Genomic DNA, 18810 nt, shown 5'->3' on the forward strand with positions numbered 1-18810 from the left:
ACCTTTGAGGAGGTAAGAATGTGGAAATTATCAAAACAAAGCTGGAAGGTGTTTTAATTCTTAAAACTTCATTGTATGAAGACAGTCGTGGTTTTTTTATGGAAAGTTACAATGAATCTATATTTCAAAAGTTTAATATCAACTATAAATTTGTGCAAGATAACCATTCCCTTTCTGTTTCAAAAGATGTTATTCGAGGTTTGCACTATCAAATTGGTCCAAAAGCACAAACAAAATTAATTAGAGTTATTGCAGGTTCTATATTTGATGTTGTAGTTGATATTCGAAAAACATCAGTTACATATGGTAATTGGGTTGGAACTATTTTAAGTAAAGAGAACAAGCAACAACTTTTAGTTCCAAAGGGATTCGCCCATGGCTTCTGTACCTTGGAACCTAATACTGAAGTTTTGTATAAGGTGGACGAGTTTTACTCTCCAGAACATGATTTTGGCATAACATGGGATGATCCAATGATAGGAATTGATTGGCCAACATCTACTCCTCTTTTATCGGAAAGAGATAAAAAACACCCTTTACTGAAGGATGCAGTAGTTTATACTGATTAAGGAGAAATCAAATTGAAAATACTCATAACCGGCGGAGCCGGCTTCATCGGCAGCAATTTCGTTCATTATATACTAAACCGTTATTCTGACTATGAAATAATTAACTTGGATGCATTAACGTATGCAGGCAACCTGGAGAACCTCAGAACAATTCAGGAAAATAGCAATTATACTTTTATAAAAGGCGATATTACAGACTCGAAACTGGTTGGCAGTCTTTTTGAACAGGGAGTGGATTCTGTTGTTCATTTTGCCGCGGAATCACATGTTGATAGAAGCATTCTGGAACCGGATGTTTTTGTAAAGACAAACGTGTTAGGTACGCAAGTTTTGCTTGAAGCGGCTAGAAAGCATTCCGTTAAGAAATTTGTTCATGTTTCTACAGATGAAGTATATGGAACACTTGGGGAAACAGGACTTTTTACGGAAGAGACTCCTCTTTCACCTAACAGTCCGTACTCTGCGAGTAAAGCGGGTTCCGATCTTCTTGTGCGGTCGTATCATGAGACTTACGGGCTTCCTGTTAATATCACCCGTTGTTCCAACAACTATGGACCTTATCAATTCCCTGAAAAGTTAATCCCGTTAATGATTGTGAATGCATTAGATGATAAATCGCTTCCTGTTTATGGAGATGGTTTAAATATCCGTGACTGGTTATATGTAGAGGACCATTGCAGTGCGATTGATCTGGTTTTACATAAAGGTGTTAATGGGGAAGTTTATAATATTGGTGGAAATAATGAGAGAACCAACATACAAATTGTTCAAACCATTCTTCATGAGTTAGGTAAACCGGAATCTTTGATTAAGTATGTTAAGGATCGTCCAGGACATGATCGGCGTTATGGCATTGATGCTACTAAGATAACCAGGGAGCTTGGTTGGGAGCCGAAGCATAATTTTGAGACAGGTATTCATGAAACAATTCGTTGGTACTTGAACAATGAAATATGGTGGAAACGAATTCAATCTTGCGAATATCAAAAATATTTTGATGAGCAATATGGAGCGAGGCTGGGTGCCATAGATTGAGAATCGTTGTTACAGGGGCTAATGGCCAACTCGGGCAAGATGTTGTTAAGTTACTCGAGTGTAAGCATGAGATTTATGGGTTAGGAAAAGAACAATTAGACATTACAAATGAGAGTCAATGTCTTAACATCATTAAAGACCTGATGCCTGAAGTTGTCATCCATTGTGCAGCTTATACAGCTGTTGATCTTGCTGAGACGGAAGAGGATAAAGCCTATAAGGTCAATGCAGTTGGAACACGAAATCTTGTTGTTGCCTCTGAAAAAGTAGGAGCCAAGCTCTGCTACATCAGCACGGATTATGTATTTGATGGTACTGCGTCCAATCCATACAGAGAGTATGACAACACGAACCCCCAAAGCATTTACGGGAAATCCAAAAGAGCAGGGGAGTTTCTCGTACAGACGCTCTCTTCAAAATATTTTATTGTCAGAACTTCATGGATGTATGGTAAGTACGGCGTAAATTTTGTTAAAACTATGCTTAAATTAGCAGAAGATTGTGACAGTTTAAAAGTCGTAAATGATCAGTTTGGATCACCGACCTATACGGTTGATTTAGCGGGTTTCTTAGAACAGCTCGTGCAAACGGAGCGATATGGTATTTATCATGCGTCAAATTCCGGTGTATGTTCGTGGTTTGATTTTGCTAGTGCCATCTTTGAAGAGAGCAGAGTCGAAATTAATGTACTGCCATGTACAACTGGGGAATTCCCACGTCCAGCGCCAAGACCACGATACTCAGCGATGGAGCATTTTGCGATTCGAGCGAATGGATTTGAGGATTTGAGGCCTTGGCGTGAGGGGCTAAGGGCATTTTTAAAGGAGCTTAAAGAGAACAGGAATGAAAACTGCTAGTATTCATATCGTGACTTACAACAGCTCTGAACATATAGATGATTGTTTAGAGACTGTTCTTACTCAAACCTATCCGATTGATCAGATCATCGTCATTGATAATGCATCAAAGGATGACACGCTTATGAAGCTACAAAAATGGTCGGATAAGATCAGACTCGTGAAAAATAGCGTGAACAACGGCTTCGCTGGCGGTCATAATCAAGCAATAAGAATGACAGAAACGGATTATTGTCTTATTTTGAATCCGGATGTAACGCTCAATAAGGATTATGTTCTTGATACGATAAAAGCATTAACTAATACACTTCGTGCAGGCAGCGCAACAGGTAAACTGCTGTTCAAAGCAAACCCTGAACACATTGACAGTACAGGGCTTATTATTAATATAGCTCGCAGAGCCTTCGACCGCGGTACTCATCAGTCTAGCGAGAGTTTCCAGTTGCCTGAAGAAGTGTTTGGCGTTTCAGGTGCCGCTGCGATGTATTCTCGAGTGATGATTAATGACATTAGCTTGAATGGCGAATTTTTCGACGAAGACTTCTTTGCATACAAAGAAGATGTGGATGTCGCATGGAGAGCTCAACTACTCGGTTGGAAGGCCCTTTACGAGCCATCTGCTGTCGCCTTTCATGAGCGAGGTTGGAAGGAAGGTGGTAGGAGCAGTAAGCCGCTATTTGTCAGAAGACTCTCCTACATTAACCGTTACAAAATGATGGTAAAGAACGATATGCTTCCTATGATGCTTAAGCACGTTGTTCCACTTTTCGGTTACGAATGTCTTAGTTTGGCTTATGCACTTGTAAGAGAACCAAAGCTGCTAGGCGCATGGGCTGACTTCTTTCGTAAATATCCGGATCTCCGCAGTAAGAGACAAGCCATTCGTAGTAAGCAAAGAGTATCACCAAGCGAACTTAATAAATGGTTCAGATAATAAGATTAGCACAAGCTAGTCTTATTTTTTGAGGCTAATTTTATTGTTCGCATGTTATAATAGGGGTACTGAAATTAAGAAAAGTGAGGTTTCCCCTTGGATTTATCAATTATGATTGTTAATTACAAAACACATGACCTAACTCTAGCTTGTATAAAGTCAGTATTTTCGTCAGTTACAGCATACACATATGAGATCATTTTAATTGACAATGCCTCGAATGACGGCATCATAAAGTCCCTTAACGAACAGTTCCCCAAAGTCATTTGTATCGCAAATAAAGACAATGTTGGCTTCTCAAGAGCTAACAATCAAGGTATTCGCATCGCGAAAGGGAGATACGTGCTGCTCCTGAACTCCGATACCGTTGTCCAACAAGACACTTTAGAAACGATGCTTCATTTCATGGACGAGAACCCAATCGTAGGAGCTAGTGGCTGTAAAATCGTACTGCCAGACGGTTCGCTCGACAAAGCCTGCAAAAGAGGCTTCCCGACGCCGTCAGCGTCCTTTTACTATGCCTTCGGCTTTTCGAAGCTATTCCCGAAAATTCCACGCTTCAATCAATACCAGCTGGGATACTTGAATCCAGACGAGGAATACGGTATCGATTCACTGGTAGGTGCTTTCATGTTAATCCGCCGCGAGGCGATTGATCAGGTCGGAATGCTGGATGAGGAATTTTTTATGTATGGTGAGGATATAGATTGGTGTTATAGAATTAAAGAGGCGGGCTGGGTCAATTATTATTATCCTAGGACGCAAATCATTCATTACAAAGGTGCGAGCAGCAGAAGGAAGCCTTATAAAATTATCTATGAATTCCATCGTGCGATGATTTTGTTTCATAACAAACATTACCGTCAGAAGTATTCCTGGCTGACCAATTTGGCGGTTTACATAGGAGTAGGCTTGAAGTTCGGGCTATCTTTGGCAAGAAATAAACTAAAACCAACGAGGTGATTTACATTGATTCGACAGAGTCAAGGTTTTTTGACCCAACTTTACGCGCTGGCCGACTTCATTTGTATTCAGCTCGTATTTTTACTTTCCTGGTGGCTGAAATTTAAAAGTGGCTGGATTCATTTTGATTCTCCACTGCCAATTAAGCATTACGTGATGTGGAGCGTCAGCTACGCATTAATCGCGATCTTCATCAGTTATATGACTAATTTTTATATGCCAAAAAGAAAAAAGCAGTTTTCATTTGAGGTATTTAAAATTATCCAAGTGCATGTATTCAGCTTATTGCTGCTCTTAAGCCTTTTATTTATTCTAAAAGAAGTAGACGTTTCACGTTCTTATCTCTTGCTTTTCCTAGTGAACAACATCCTTGTCATTAGCTTTTATCGCTATATGATTAAAATTTCGCTGAAGCGAGTTCGACAAAAGGGTTATAATAAGCAATTTATCCTTATTCTTGGGGCTGGATCGCTTGGCAGACAATTTTACACAAAGCTCAGGCAGCATCCAGAGTTAGGTTATGAGGTTGTCGGATTCCTTGATGATTATCAAGAAAAGCACGAAATTCCTTACCAGAAATATAAGCCGATAATTGGCAAAATTGATGATCTTGAGTCCATCTTGAATGATACTATAGTCGATGAGGTCATTATTGCACTCCCGTTGGATGCCCATCGTAAATTCGGTAATATCATTAATGTCTGCGAGAAAATAGGTGTTAAAACGCTAATCATTCCGGACTTTTATGACTTCTTACCGTCACGGCCCTATTTTGATAATTTTGCTGAAATGCCACTCATTAATGTGCGGGATATTCCTCTGGATGAGTTCCGAAATCGGTTGTTCAAGCGGGCTTTTGATATCATATTTGCTAGCGTAGCTATTGTTATTACAGCACCGGTTATGGTTGCATCGGTCATCGCGATTAAATTAACTTCTCCAGGTCCGATTATTTTCAAGCAAGAGCGGGTAGGACTGAACCGAAGGAATTTTATGATGTATAAGTTTCGTAGCATGAATGTGTTGCCCGAAAGTGCTTCTAATACGGAGTGGACGGTTGAAAATGACCCGCGGCGCACAAAGGTTGGAACTTTCCTGCGCAAAACGAGTTTGGATGAGCTGCCACAGTTTTTCAATGTGCTTTTTGGTCATATGAGTGTCGTCGGTCCAAGGCCGGAACGCCCTTATTTCGTGGAACAATTCAAGGAAGAAGTTCCGAAGTATATGGTGAAGCATCATATTCGACCTGGCATTACGGGTTGGGCGCAAAGCAATGGTTTGCGTGGAGACACATCGATTGAGGAACGTATCAAGCATGACATTTTTTACATTGAAAATTGGACTTTTTTATTCGATATTAAAATTATTTGGCGAACGATTATTAATGGGTTTATCAATAAAAATGCGTATTAAATTAGGAATTTAGGGGGAAATATGAAGGTACTAGTTACTGGTGGAGCAGGTTTTATTGCTTCGCATATTGTTGATTTGCTCATAGATCTTGGACATTCTGTTGCAATATTGGATAATTTCTCAACAGGTAGACAAGAGAATGTTAACGCAAAAGCTGAAGTGTATAAGATGGACATTTTAGATGATCGTACTATTGATGCCTTTTTGGAATTCAAACCAGAGATTGTTATTCATCACGCTGCTCAAATAGATATTCAATCTTCATTAAAAGATCCGGCATTCGATGCTACAGTTAATATTGTCGGAACTGTTAAGTTACTTGAACTATGCAAGAAAGCAAATGTTAAAAAAATTATTTATGCTTCATCTGCAGCTGTTTATGGAAACCCACACTATTTGCCTGTTGATGAAAAGCACCCGATCCGACCATTGTCGTATTATGGGATATCTAAACATACACCTGAACATTATATAGAAGTTTTTTCTGAACAAAATGGCTTAGACTTTACAATTCTTAGATATGCGAATGTCTATGGGACAAGGCAAGATCCAAAAGGTGAAGGTGGAGTAGTATCCATTTTTATTGATAAAATAATAGATAAATATCAACCAACAATTTTTGGAGATGGGGAGCAAACAAGGGATTTTATCTTTGTAAAAGATGTAGCACGAGCGAATATTGCCGCTTTGGATAAAGGAAGTAAAGGGATTTATAATATCGGTTGTTGTAAACAAACGAGTGTTAAAGAATTATTAACCTTGATCTCAAAAGCGAGTAATGTAGAAGTAGTTCCGATGTACAAAGAAGCAAGAGCAGGGGACATAATACATAGCTTCCTGGATTATACTTCTGCAAAAAAAGATTTGAACTGGGAGCCACAATATTCGTTACGAGATGGTTTACAAGAAACATGTAATTACTATTTACCTCATAACTTAAATAAATAATTAAATTTTTTCACCCCAACCGCATGATTCGTCAACATCTTCCCCATACTAAGCATATACTTAGTGTGCGGGGAGGTTTTTTTATGATCGATCATGATGACGCTTACCAAGATGAACGCGTTTCAATTGGCAAAGGTTTGATTGTTGGCGTGGTGTTCGGTTCCCTGATCTGGGCAGGTATTATTGCCGGTATTGTGTATATTTGGTGAAAGCAAATAAACAAAGACTGCTTGGGCTTATATAGCCGTAGGCAGTCTTTTTGTTTTAGGAGACAGGTTTTGAAGACCGGGAAGGGCTTACCTTTATGACGTCGCGAAGTCCAGCGACAAGCGGTTTCTCAGCCAACCTGTATGCCATGTGACATAGCGGCACGACACATATAACAATTATTACATTTGTGAGCAGAGGGCCCAAAAAATCGACGAGATGAGTAGCCACACTTAATTTCATTAATATGGAGATAAATATCAGATGGGTTAGTAAAATCGTGTAAGACGCATCCCCAAGTTTGCTGAGGGCCAGAACCCACTTTGGCAGCTGAATTCGCTCAGGTACGGAGGAAGCGCCTAGCAGTACAAATATAGCCGGAATAACGTATAGCAAGTAACTGTGAAAAGGAGCAAATTGATATTTGTTATTGATCCATATCAGTAAAAATCCAAACACCCCGATAGAAATTAACCATTTGTAATGTTTACTTCTATGTTGCTCCACCCATTTGGCCATTAAACAACCAGCCATGAATTCCAAGTTCACATCGCTAAAGAGAAAGTTTAGATAGAAATGACGATCGATATCTGCACTTATCAATGGCACTCGCAAAAAATGGCATAAAGTTAAGGTAATCCAAATGGAAGCTAAAATAAATGCTGGCTTTTTCCCAAGAGCAAGGAGAAGGCTGAAAGCCAAGTAAAATAGTACAAAATAGCTTAACGACCAAGCCACTGGCAGCACGGGACCATGTGCTTGAGGGAGCAGCAGCAATGATTTAATAATGGTATCCTTATGGGTCTCAAAGCCGTATCCAAAACTCGGAACAAAAAAGTAGACAGGCAGAACAACGAGTGTGATTAACCAGTAAAAGGGATAGATACGAATCAGACGGTTAGTCAAGTAGGGGAGAACGGTCATTTGAGTTCCTATTTTATGGCCATAGGTATGAAAGAGCAGGAACCCGGTTAAAAGGAAAAAGAAGTCTACCCCGCCTGATCTGCCGATCGAGCTGATCCCTAGTAAGTCGTATTGATAATACTTGAAAGACATGGCTGACGTATGGAAAAGCAGCACAAAAAATGCTGCCGCTCCTCTTGAGGCTTGAAGCGTGATTTTTTGGTTGTTATTCAAAGGTAATTCCTCCGGTTCATGAATGAATCTTCAATAGATCATTATGCCAGATGACTGTGAAAAAAATATGTCTGGAACCTGAAGGGTTGCTGAATTTTGTTGAGTCAAATAGGGGATTTCATATTTTTAAGGGATTCTTTTTACTTCTCACGTAGGTTATAATATAAGGACTAAGGCTTATAGGTTGGAGGACATGGAAAATGGCTGAGATGACAGATCGTGAGTTTTTAAGTGCCATGCTCGGTAGAATTAATGAAATTGGCGCGGATGTTAAGGCCATTAAAGACAGAGTTGACAGTATGGACAGACGTATGGGTAATTTAGAAGACCGCATGGGTAATCTAGAGGACCGAATGGGTGGTATGGAAGACCGCATGGGGAGTTTGGAGAACAGAATGTCAAAAGTAGAAGACACGCTGCAAGAAATCAAACAAGTTCAAGTACAGCAAGGTGAGCAAATTGCAGGAATTGCTGTGACGATGATGGAACATGCAGCTAGTATTCGTACGCTAAAATTAGTGAGATAAATGAGTAAGATTAGACGAATCCAGAGCTAGTCTTATTTTTTTTGCTTAAATCTGTCCAAGCCGGTAGCTTGGCTGCATAATCGGCCAAGTCCCCTCATATGCATGTACTATGTTGATGTTAATCATGAGTGAGGGGATGATCGAATGCGCCGGGTCACATGGATGGTAGCAGTGGTGATGTGCTTAGCATTGGTTCTCGCGGGATGCGGGATAGGCAAGAAAGATGCAGGATCTATCGTAAAGGATTTGGATCATGTGATCAGCAAAGCGGATAGCTATCAGGCTTCAGGCAGCATGATTTTGCACACAGGGTCACAGCCGCAGGAGTACCAGGTGGAGGTGGCGTTCTCGCCGGAACATTTCTACCGGATTTCACTGACGAATGCATCGAAAGATGTGACGCAAATTGTGCTGCGTAATGAAGAGGGCGTGTTTGTTTTAACGCCGCATCTGAAGAAAAGCTTCCGTTTCCAAAGCGATTGGCCGGAGAATCAAGGACAGGTTTACTTGTTCCAATCTCTAGCTAGAAGTATTATTGCGGACAAGGATCGCCAGTTTACAACGGACAATGATGCCTATGTGTTCGATGTGGCGGCGAATTATCAGAATGAGCAGCTGTCCCGCCAGAAAATTTGGCTGAATAAAAAGACGCTGGCACCTACGCAAGTTCAAGTGTCGGATGCGAACCAAAATGTGATGGTGCAGGTGAATTTCACGAAGTTCGAATTCGATGCGAAGTTTGATAAGGATTTCTTCCAAATGGAGCGGAACATGACGAGCTGGAACATGCAGACATTGCCGACAATGTCCGATGTTAAGGTGACGGATGCCAATCATCCGGCAGCAGGTGTAACGGACAAAAACTTGACCGCAACAGGCGGCCAATCCGATCAATCCCAACCGACAACCTCTACAGGAACAAAAACGGATGCAACGAAATCAAATGCCGCGGCAAGCAAACCGCAAAGTATTGGTATCATTGAGCCTAGCTATCTGCCTAAGGATGTCGTGAAGCAGGATATTACGGATATGAAACTGGGTGAAGACGCCGCAGTCCTTTTGAGATACAAAGGGAAGTACAACTTCAGTATGGTTGAGGTTAGACCTCAGGCGAAGTCGGTATCTTTGCAGCCAGGTGATATTGTGGATCTAGGCTTCACGATCGGCGTTCTCACAGGGGAAGATAAGAAGACTCTCACTTGGACGAATGACGGCGTAGAGTTCAGATTAACGACGGGAGATTTGCCGACGAATGAAATGATTAAAGTGGCGATGGCGACAGAAGGCCAATCTGGTAAGTAACTAACCAAAGATCTGCTCTTAAGAGCAGGTCTTTTTGGCCTCTCAGGCGATTATCAGAGAAAATTAATGTGGGAAAGTGTGCCAATGGAGGATTGAATACGATGGAAGATCATACTTTTTAGAAAAGAACTGAATGGGCTGCAAGTGTACGAGGGGAGTAGCATTGAGCCGATTTCCTTTCGGAGATGGCCATGCGAACAGACATGCTCATAAAAAGAGTCGTTTGGATATGACGCGATTTCGCCTTATTTAAGGCCAAAGGACGGTTGACAGTGTTTCGTGACTCGGTTTAACATAGGTTTATCGGTCCTAACGGGTTCGGAATTATTGGAGGGGGAGTCCTGCTGCTCGCATGGAGCGGGCCTTCCCTTGTCCTTTGCATTTGGAAAAAGAGGTGAACGCTGGTGGATGCTTTTTATCGTCCCACGTGGGTTGAAATTTCGTTAGATGCACTGCGAAGCAACATTGAAGGTTTTCAGAAGATACTGCCGGCAGGAATGAAGCAGATGGCAGTCGTTAAAGCGGATGCGTACGGACACGGGGCTGTAGAAGTATCCAAAGAGGCTATAGCCGCAGGTGTGGATTACTTGGGTGTAGCGTTTTTTGATGAAGCGCTGGAGCTAAGGAATGCAGGAATAACCGCACCTATTCTGGTGCTTGGCTATACGCCTCCAGAGGGAGTCGAGCGGGCACGAGAGCTTGATGTTACGATAGCGGTCTATAGTCATGATGTCCTCAAGGAGCTGCAGGTACAGCAGCATAAGAAGAAGCTGAAAATCCACATCAAGCTAGATACCGGCATGGGCCGTCTTGGTTTGCATACGGAAGCGGATGCAATTCCTTTCATCGAGCAAGCGTTGACGCTGCCGAATGTGGAAGTTGAAGGATTGTTCACCCATTACGCGAATGCAGATGAAGTGGATAAAAGCTATACGCTGGAGCAGTACCGCCGTTTTGAGCGGATTGTGAGCTATTTTACGGATAAAGATGTAACGTTTCCATATATACACGCAGGCAACAGTGCAGCAGCTATTGATTTGCCTGGTCTCACATATTCCATGGTACGTTTGGGTATCTCGATGTATGGGCTATATCCTTCCGGAGATGTGGATCAAACAAAAATCGCGTTAAAACCGGTGCTTAGTCTCAAAACAGGTATCGTCCATCTCAAAACATTGCCGCCAAACTCAGGGATCAGCTATGGAACGATCTATCACACTACAGGTGAAGAGCAGATCGGAACGCTGCCAATCGGGTATGCGGATGGGTATTCACGGATGCTTTCAGGTAAGGCAGAGGTTCTGGTTCGCGGTAAAAGGGTGCAAGTAGTCGGTCGAATTTGTATGGACCAATGCATGATCAACGTGTCTGAAGTCGAAGGTGTGCAGTCTCTCGATGAGGTTGTGTTGATCGGGGAGCAGGATGGAGAACGAATTACGGCTGAAGATATTGCCGATCAGCTAGGCACAGTGAATTATGAAGTGATTTGTATGATTTCACATCGGGTCGCACGTGTGTATGTACGCGGCGGCGAGCGGGTGGATGCCATTAATCCGCTGATGCGTCATCGATACTAGATCTGGGTTCATTTTAACTTAGATGAAATTACCATTTAAAAATGTTCCTTCCTTTGGAGGAATTTAGAGTAGGCTATCGAATAGGTAGTGTAGAATCTTATATCCATAGGTGTAACATATTTGATATACTGGTTGCATATATCTATTGTATAATTTGGTTTTCAATTTGACATACTGGTAATATTGTCTTTGTATCGTTTCTGGGGGTGCGAGAGTGTGAGTAATGCGCATAATACGAAAAGGATCATGATTAGCTTGCCTGACAATCTGTTGCAAGAAGTGGACGGCATTGTCGAGAAGGAGAACTCCAATCGCAGCGAATTTATTCGCCAGGCAATGAAGCTGTATTTAATTGAACGCAAAAAGCGCAGTCTACGCGAATCCATGCAGCGTGGGTATATGGAGATGGCGAAAATTAATCTCAGCATGGCATCTGAAGCTTTTCAAGCGGAGGAAGAAGCGGACGGTACGCTTGATCGCTTAGTAAGCGGGGTGTAAGAAGTGATTGTGAAACGTGGCGATGTTTTTTTCGCAGATCTTTCGCCGGTAGTAGGGTCGGAGCAGGGAGGAGTTCGTCCTGTTCTAGTGATCCAAAATGATATCGGCAACCGCTTTAGCCCAACCGTGATTGTTGCAGCGATTACCGCTCAAATCCAGAAGGCGAAGCTGCCCACGCATGTGGAAATCGACGCGGAGACGCATGGTTTCGATCGAGATTCGGTCATTCTGCTTGAGCAGATCAGAACGATTGACAAGCAACGGCTTACGGACAAAATTACGCATTTGGATGAAGAAACGATGCGAAAGGTTGACGACGCTTTGCAAATTAGCGTGGGACTGATAGAATTTTGAATAGGATCAGGAACGGACGGGGGGAAGTGGTTCCCTCGTTTTTTGGTTTGCATACATACTTGAATCTAAAGTAGAAGTGGGGAATGACTGTGACGATATTGGAAACGATGATGAACAAATGGTTTCACGCAGCCGGCGAAGCATCCGGAAGTACCGGTGTGACAAGCGCAGCGGTAGAAGAGCAGGCCGACAGCAAAGGAACAAAGAACAAATACGAGGAAGAGCCAAAGGAAAAAGTCGTTCTTTCTGATGAGAAGAAAGCGGAGATCCAAGAGCGAATCTTGAAGCAGATCTCCGCTGAGCTCCAGCTGCCCGCAGGTAAAGTAAAAACGACGATGGGGCTGCTGGATGAGGGGAACACGATTCCTTTTATCGCTCGGTACCGAAAAGAAATGACGGGCGAGCTGGATGAAAACCAGCTGCGAGACATCGAGGAGCGTTTGCAGTATTTGCGAAACCTCGAGGATCGCAAGTTGGAGGTCGTGCGTTTGATCGACGAGCAGGGGAAGCTGACGGATGAGCTGCGCAAATCGATTGAAGGCGCTGCAAAGCTGCAAGAAATCGAAGATCTGTACAGGCCGTACCGTCAAAAGCGGAAGACGAGAGCCAGCGTAGCCAAGGAGCGTGGCTTAGAGCCGCTAGCGGATTGGATCTGGAAGCAGCCTAGAAACGGATCGCTCGAACAAGAAGCGGAGCGTTACGTAAACGCGGACAAGCAGGTTGCAAGCGCGGCTGACGCGATCCAAGGGGCGATGGACATCTTGGCGGAGAACATTGCAGACGATGCCAAGATCAGAGCCTGGGTACGCAGATACACGCAGGATCAAGGTGTCTTACATACGGAGGCAAAAGATGCAAAGGCTGAGTCTGTCTATGAGATGTACTACGCCTATCAGGAGCCGGTGAAGCGTCTCCCGCCACACCGTATTCTTGCTATTAATCGTGGAGAACGTGAGGAAATTCTCAAGGTTAATTTGGTTGTTACAGTAGACAAAATTCATGATTATATCGCTAGGCAGATTATCAAAGGGCAATCCGTCGTACAAGATGTGCTTCGTGCGATTGTCGAAGATGCTTACAAGCGTCTAATCGCACCGTCCATCGAGCGTGAAGTGCGCGGAGAGATGACAGAGATGGGCGAGGAGCAAGCGATTAAGATTTTCGCAGAAAATCTACGTAATCTGCTGCTCCAAGCGCCCGTCAAAGGGCACGTTGTGCTCGGTGTCGATCCCGCTTACCGGACAGGCTGCAAGCTGGCCGTCATCGACGACACCGGGAAAATGCTTGAAATCGCCGTGACGTACCCAACACCTCCGAATAATAAGGTGGCGGAAGCGAAGGCGAAGTTCAAGCAATTGATCAGCAAGCACGGCGTCGAGCTGATCGTCATTGGGAATGGAACGGCTTCCCGTGAAACGGAGCAGTTTGTTGCGGAGCTGATTGGCGAGATCAAGGAGCAGAAGCTCAAGTACTTGATCGTCAGCGAAGCGGGGGCGAGCGTATACTCCGCGTCGAAGCTGGCGCAGACGGAGTTCCCTGACCTCGACGTCGCCGAGCGCAGCGCGATCTCGATCGCGCGGAGGCTGCAGGACCCGCTCGCGGAGCTTGTAAAGATCGAGCCGAAAGCTATCGGCGTCGGGCAGTACCAGCATGACGTTTCGCAGAAACGTCTGGATGAGAACTTGAAGGCCGTCGTGGAGTCGGCCGTTAACCATGTCGGCGTGGACTTGAACACGGCGTCCCCGTCTTTGCTCTCGTACGTGTCGGGCGTGAACGCGACGTTGGCCAAGAACATCGTCAAGTATCGCGAGGAGAACGGCAAGTTCGGCTCCCGACAGGAGCTGTCGAAGGTTCCGCGCCTTGGCGCGAAAACCTTCGAGCAGTGTGTCGGGTTCATGCGGATTCCCGGCGGCGGGAACCCGCTGGACAACACCCCGATCCATCCGGAGTCTTATGACGTCGTGGATCGGCTGTTCAAGGAGCTGCGCCTGGAACTGGCGCAGCTGGGCTCGCAGCAGCTTCTGTCGCTGCTGCAAACGCTGGAGCCTGAGGAGATGGCTCCGAAGCTGGGCGTGGGTGTCCCGACGCTGCGGGACATCTTAGACAGCCTGCAGCGTCCAGGGCGGGATCCGCGGGAAGAAGTTCCCGCGCCGATCTTCCGCACGGACGTGCTGCAGCTGGAGGACCTTGTGCCGGGCATGGAATTGACCGGCACGGTGCGCAATGTCATCGACTTCGGCGCTTTCGTCGATATCGGCATTAAGAACGATGGGCTGGTGCACATCTCCCAGCTCAAGAACGGCTTCGTGAAACATCCGATGGATGTTGTTTCCGTTGGAGACATTGTTCAAGTGTGGGTGCTGAACGTAGACCAGAAAAAAGGCCGCGTCGGCTTGACCATGAAAAAACCGCAGCAATAAGCAAATAGATAGCAGTTGGCGGCGATGAGCTGCCGGCTGCTTTTTTGCATCATCCTTTCTCTTTTTTGCTTCATTCTTCGGCTTCTTTTACATCATCCTCTCTCTTTTTCAGCATCATCTTTCGCATCTGTCCACATCATCCTCTCCAGTAATATTTGAGAGTAAATCTCATTCCGAAGCTTGTCCCACCTCCTTTACGAAATAAACGATTGCATGCTGTTGGCCAACGACAGCCGTGAGTATGCCCTCGTGCGCTAAACGGGACAGCCATCCGGCAGCTATTCGAAAAGGGACATTACATTCGGCCGCGATGTCTTGGATACGGATTTGGCCATTACGGCGCTTCGCAACCTGGAGAATAACTTGCTTCCTTAACTCCCACAGATCGGGTATAGATGGGGTGGGGATGTTACGTACAGAATAAGATGACCTCCTTTCATGCAGCAGATAGACGTTGTCTCCTTGACCCTTTTTCACTCTTCGACGTAAAACCATGAATGATCGACTCCCTTTAGACATATTTAGATAACAAAAAAACACACCGAACCGCAGAACATTCTGCTGGATCAAGTGTGCTTCACTCAACGGACTATTACATTTATTTACAGTATAGTGGGCTCATTTCAAATATGCAACATATTTTTCATTTAAGCTTGCTGCTTCTATGTACGGGTTACGGCAAAAAAGCCAGCACCTGTCTCAAACAAGTACTAGCCCTTTTATCAAAATTTACGTTTGCCCGGTCCGTCCGTCGATTGGGTGTCAGGCCACTCCTCTTGTGAGCGGCGGGTGCGGTAAAAGTACCAGCTATCATTCAGCAATCGGATTTGTCTGCGGTTTTTGTTCTGGAAGGCCCGCATTAATTGATTACAGAGCCATTGCGGCATATGCCCATCCCCTTCTTCGCCATGTACTTATAGCATATGAAGGAGAAGGGAGTAGGGTGCAGGTCCTTTTGACATTAATCTTCAAATTCCTCTTCGTACCACTGTTCCAGCTGCGCTTGAAGCGCGCGGATTTCAGTTAGCAGCGAGATCAGTGGATAGGATTTCTCCTGGATGCCGGCAAAGGATTTTTCCAAACGATTAATATACTCTAATCCTTGAATGAGCGTATACGTCGTTCCGATTAGCTCCAGATCATCACACTCTGCAATCACCCGAGGGAGTTGAGGGACATCATCGGCCGTCAGTTTATCCAATTCTTTGTGCAATCTTTGATTCAAAGCGGTTAGTTGATAGGAATAGGAAGATGGCATTGCAACAAATTCTACTTGCTGGTCGAGCTTTAGAATGGCATATCGCATTTGTGGCATTCGATTGGTCAAATCCTCTCTGTATAAAGCTTTCGTTCTTTCTTTTCTACTTGACAGTATAGCCGTACATACGGTACAAATTCAAGTGAGAACTTGTCTAAGATGAGCTTGCGACGAAAGTTTTTAATGAAAAATCTAAGGAGCGTAGGGGATGGAGGATCGGGAACTTCAGGAGTGGATTGAGCAGATTTCTTTGGCATCGTTTGGAAGGCCGTTTGTTCATCAGGCGCGTTTTAACCGAAGATTAAGGTCGACGGGAGGACGTTATTTTACCAAATCCCATGATATCGAAATCTCTTGGATGCAGTGGGAGATGTTTGGCCGTGAAGAAATCGAGAAAATCATTAAACATGAACTTTGCCATTATCATTTACATATCTTAAAACGAGGTTATAAGCACCGCGATCATGATTTCAAAACATTGTTGGCGCAGGTTGGAGGGTCCCGCTTCTGTCAATCGCTGCCTCAGGCACGTCAGAAAAGGGCTTATAAATACCGTCTGGAATGCGTCAATTGCAAAACGGAGTATTTTCGAAAGCGGAAAGTGGACGTCCGCAAGTATGCCTGTGGAAAGTGTAGGGGAAAATTGAAATCGTATACACTTGACTTACAAGCGCCTTCATAATAAAATTATACTTATTCATTCCCTGATAGCTCAGTTGGTAGAGCACTCGACTGTTAATCGAGTTGTCACAGGTTCGAGTCCTGTTCGGGGAGCCATATCTTTGGAGAGATACCCAAGTGGCTATAAGGGGACCCTCTGCTAAGGGGTTAGACTGCGTAAGCGGTGCGAGGGTTCGAATCCCTCTCTCTCCGTATGAATTTGGAAATAAGCTCAGATGGCGTTTACGCCGTTTGGGCTTATTTTTTTGTGAATTGTGCTAACATTTGTTTAATACTTAACAAACGATTATCCCTTATAGTGATGAAAACAACAGACAACTAGACGGGGGCTGAAGAGATGGCAAAAGGTTTATCCATTCGAGTGCGTTTGATTTTATTGTTATTAGTGCCTTCCATCCTGTATTTGGGGACAAGTATTTATTTAATGGAGCAAAACAAAAGTAATACAAGGGCGTTGGCGTCATCCCTATACGAAACAACGGACAAGAGTACTTCGCTCATTTTGAACGGGGACCGGGATATGTATCAGGCGCTAGTGGCATACCAACTGCTCGTATCAGGCACATTGAATGCGGAGGACACAGCGAAGCAGCTCAAAGCGATGAAAGAGAATATTGAACAAGCGAATACGAGAGTTGAGCAGGCCGCAAGCATTTTAAAAACGAAGAATCTTCATCAGGTGGCACACGCAGAAACGAAGCTGACGATCGAGCAGAATGTTGCCGGGTTTCATACCTCTTTTGATCAGTGGGCAAAGGAAGCGGATGCCGTGGTACAGTCTTTGGGAAAAGGGAAAAACGCCAGCAATGACCCTAAACTTATGGCTACTTTCGAGAAAGGACGCGAAGGTATGAACCAAATTGGTGAAATTTTGGACGCCTATGCAAATGCGAGTATCGATCAGATCGAGGATCAAAATCGTAAAACAGAGCAAACCGTGTATGCATCTGTCGCACTTATCGTCCTTTTGCTGGCCGTATCCGGTTGGATGATCATTCGTAAAATAATGAGGACGGTCCGGTCCATCATGAGGGTCACTTCTGAAGTGGCGGCTGGAGATTTGCGGCATGAGCCGGGGAACAAGTACGCGACGGATGAGCTGGGAAAAATTACAGAGTCTGTCGATACGATGGTTATGAAAATAAAAGGTTTGATCGCTGTAATTGCCACCAATACGCAATTCGTCCATGATGCTTCAATCGAGCTCTCGGATAGCTCCAGGGAATCGGCTACGGCTGCCGAGCATGTCGCTACGAACATTCAAGACATGACGCATGACGTTGAAATTCAAGTCAGAAGCAGTGAAGAAACGAGCAGAACGATTGAGGAAATGGCGATTGGTATTCAAAGGGTGGCTGAAAACTCGAGCGTCATGGCGGACCACTCATCGCTAACTTCGCGCCATGCGGAGTTAGGCAATGAACTGCTGGAGAAGTTGCAGCAGCAAATCGCGAGCATCCTGAAATCGGTGGATCAACTCTCACAAACCGTATCATCGTTGACGCGCAAATCCGATGAAATCGGGTTAATTGCTTCTAGCATTACCTCTTTTGCTAATCAAACGAACCTGCTGTCACTGAACGCTTCAATTGAGGCGGCCAGAGCAGGCGAGCACGGCAGAGGATTTCATGTTGTCGCCAATGAAATCCGCAAGCTGGCCTCGCAGTCCATCGCTTCTGCCGATAGTATTAATCAATTGATTCATCAAACGCGAGTTGAGATTGCAAGTGTGTCCGAGTCCATGCAAGTGACGAAGCAAGAGGCTGGTACGGGATCAGCGATGATGCAGGAAGTAAATCAAAGCTTCCATACGATCATGGCATCCGTCACGCACATTGTGACGCAAATTCATGAGACTTCAGCTATCACGGAACAAATGTCGGCGAGCTCGCAGGAAATTTCTGCGACGATGGATCACGCTGCTGCAAGCTCATCGCAGATTCTGATTAAATCACAGAACGTTGCTGCTGCAACGGAAGAACAGTTAGCCATGATGCAGAATATCGCTGCAGCTTCCGAGCAGCTTCGCTCTGTTGTGAATACACTCAATGAATCGGTTGCTTATTTTAAAATAGCATAAGGAAAAAAGGCACCCGGTGATTGAGGATATCACGGCGGGTGCTTTTCCTT

Annotated in this window: 20 protein-coding genes and 2 tRNA genes; 18 read left to right on the forward strand and 4 right to left on the reverse strand. The window is 44.4% G+C overall.

Annotation, left to right across the window (positions count from 1 at the left end; translation table 11 throughout):
- The first annotated feature begins 20 nt into the window (after positions 1–20).
- From rfbC to RQP52_RS21750, 8 genes are all read left to right on the forward strand, one after another.
- Complete coding sequence (gene rfbC, locus RQP52_RS21715; protein WP_315953796.1) at positions 21–569, forward strand: dTDP-4-dehydrorhamnose 3,5-epimerase; 549 nt, start codon at positions 21–23, stop codon at positions 567–569.
- A 12-nt stretch (positions 570–581) separates the two neighbouring features.
- Positions 582–1604 carry a dTDP-glucose 4,6-dehydratase gene (gene rfbB / locus RQP52_RS21720; RefSeq protein ID WP_315953797.1) on the forward strand — a complete coding sequence of 341 codons (1023 nt, stop codon included), beginning with the start codon at positions 582–584 and terminating at the stop codon, positions 1602–1604.
- A complete protein-coding gene (gene rfbD / locus RQP52_RS21725; protein ID WP_315953798.1) occupies positions 1601–2461 on the forward strand; it encodes a dTDP-4-dehydrorhamnose reductase in 861 nt (286 codons plus the stop codon). The genes rfbB and rfbD overlap by 4 nt, the downstream gene beginning before the upstream one ends.
- On the forward strand, positions 2448–3395 hold the full coding sequence (locus RQP52_RS21730) for a glycosyltransferase family 2 protein (protein WP_315953799.1): 948 nt from the start codon (positions 2448–2450) through the stop codon (positions 3393–3395). Before rfbD ends, RQP52_RS21730 begins: the two co-directional genes overlap by 14 nt.
- Before the next feature lie 96 nt (positions 3396–3491).
- Entirely contained in the window at positions 3492–4358 is an 867-nt protein-coding gene (locus RQP52_RS21735) for a glycosyltransferase family 2 protein (protein WP_315953800.1), read from the forward strand.
- 6 nt (positions 4359–4364) lie between these two features.
- Positions 4365–5771 carry an undecaprenyl-phosphate glucose phosphotransferase gene (locus tag RQP52_RS21740; RefSeq protein ID WP_315953801.1) on the forward strand — a complete coding sequence of 469 codons (1407 nt, stop codon included), beginning with the start codon at positions 4365–4367 and terminating at the stop codon, positions 5769–5771.
- A 21-nt stretch (positions 5772–5792) separates the two neighbouring features.
- Positions 5793–6719 (forward strand): NAD-dependent epimerase/dehydratase family protein, encoded by a 927-nt coding sequence (locus RQP52_RS21745; RefSeq protein WP_315953802.1) that lies wholly within the window; start codon positions 5793–5795, stop codon positions 6717–6719.
- A gap of 83 nt (positions 6720–6802) precedes the next feature.
- A complete protein-coding gene (locus RQP52_RS21750; RefSeq protein WP_258567639.1) occupies positions 6803–6928 on the forward strand; it encodes a hypothetical protein in 126 nt (41 codons plus the stop codon).
- A gap of 55 nt (positions 6929–6983) precedes the next feature.
- On the opposite strand, the gene RQP52_RS21755 is transcribed toward RQP52_RS21750, so the two are convergent.
- Positions 6984–8063 (reverse strand): acyltransferase family protein, encoded by a 1080-nt coding sequence (locus RQP52_RS21755; RefSeq protein ID WP_315953803.1) that lies wholly within the window; start codon positions 8061–8063, stop codon positions 6984–6986.
- A 200-nt stretch (positions 8064–8263) separates the two neighbouring features.
- Between RQP52_RS21755 and RQP52_RS21760 the strand changes: the two genes are divergently transcribed.
- From RQP52_RS21760 to RQP52_RS21785, 6 genes are all read left to right on the forward strand, one after another.
- On the forward strand, positions 8264–8590 hold the full coding sequence (locus RQP52_RS21760; RefSeq protein WP_315953804.1) for a hypothetical protein: 327 nt from the start codon (positions 8264–8266) through the stop codon (positions 8588–8590).
- Between the two features lie 144 nt (positions 8591–8734).
- Positions 8735–9892: an outer membrane lipoprotein-sorting protein gene (locus RQP52_RS21765; RefSeq protein WP_315953805.1), complete on the forward strand. Its 1158-nt coding sequence runs from the start codon at positions 8735–8737 to the stop codon at positions 9890–9892.
- 404 nt (positions 9893–10296) lie between these two features.
- Positions 10297–11469, forward strand: a complete 1173-nt coding sequence (gene alr, locus RQP52_RS21770) for an alanine racemase (protein WP_315953806.1) — start codon at positions 10297–10299, stop codon at positions 11467–11469.
- 216 nt (positions 11470–11685) lie between these two features.
- Positions 11686–11967 carry a CopG family ribbon-helix-helix protein gene (locus tag RQP52_RS21775; protein ID WP_028553892.1) on the forward strand — a complete coding sequence of 94 codons (282 nt, stop codon included), beginning with the start codon at positions 11686–11688 and terminating at the stop codon, positions 11965–11967.
- 3 nt (positions 11968–11970) lie between these two features.
- Entirely contained in the window at positions 11971–12321 is a 351-nt protein-coding gene (locus RQP52_RS21780; protein WP_028553893.1) for a type II toxin-antitoxin system PemK/MazF family toxin, read from the forward strand.
- A 107-nt stretch (positions 12322–12428) separates the two neighbouring features.
- Positions 12429–14741: a Tex family protein gene (locus tag RQP52_RS21785; protein WP_315953807.1), complete on the forward strand. Its 2313-nt coding sequence runs from the start codon at positions 12429–12431 to the stop codon at positions 14739–14741.
- 168 nt (positions 14742–14909) lie between these two features.
- Here RQP52_RS21785 and RQP52_RS21790 read toward each other — a convergent pair whose 3' ends face one another.
- From RQP52_RS21790 to RQP52_RS21800, 3 genes are all read right to left on the reverse strand, one after another.
- Positions 14910–15236: a PCI domain-containing protein gene (locus tag RQP52_RS21790; RefSeq protein WP_315953808.1), complete on the reverse strand. Its 327-nt coding sequence runs from the start codon at positions 15234–15236 to the stop codon at positions 14910–14912.
- Positions 15237–15463: 227 nt separating this feature from the next.
- The gene (gene cmpA, locus RQP52_RS21795; RefSeq protein ID WP_090818813.1) at positions 15464–15628 is read right to left on the reverse strand and encodes a cortex morphogenetic protein CmpA; all 165 of its coding nucleotides are present in this window, start codon (positions 15626–15628) and stop codon (positions 15464–15466) included.
- Positions 15629–15702: 74 nt separating this feature from the next.
- Complete coding sequence (locus RQP52_RS21800; protein WP_157317882.1) at positions 15703–16056, reverse strand: hydrolase/acyltransferase; 354 nt, start codon at positions 16054–16056, stop codon at positions 15703–15705.
- A 151-nt stretch (positions 16057–16207) separates the two neighbouring features.
- Between RQP52_RS21800 and RQP52_RS21805 the strand changes: the two genes are divergently transcribed.
- From RQP52_RS21805 to RQP52_RS21820, 4 genes are all read left to right on the forward strand, one after another.
- Complete coding sequence (locus tag RQP52_RS21805; protein ID WP_315953809.1) at positions 16208–16681, forward strand: SprT family protein; 474 nt, start codon at positions 16208–16210, stop codon at positions 16679–16681.
- Between the two features lie 19 nt (positions 16682–16700).
- Positions 16701–16776, forward strand: a tRNA-Asn gene (locus tag RQP52_RS21810).
- 7 nt (positions 16777–16783) lie between these two features.
- Positions 16784–16872, forward strand: a tRNA-Ser gene (locus tag RQP52_RS21815).
- Positions 16873–17017: 145 nt separating this feature from the next.
- Positions 17018–18760: a methyl-accepting chemotaxis protein gene (locus tag RQP52_RS21820; protein ID WP_315953810.1), complete on the forward strand. Its 1743-nt coding sequence runs from the start codon at positions 17018–17020 to the stop codon at positions 18758–18760.
- The last annotated feature ends 50 nt before the right edge of the window (positions 18761–18810 follow it).

Source organism: Paenibacillus violae (genome assembly GCF_032461945.1).
Taxonomy (GTDB): Bacteria; Bacillota; Bacilli; order Paenibacillales; family NBRC-103111; genus Paenibacillus_E; species Paenibacillus_E violae.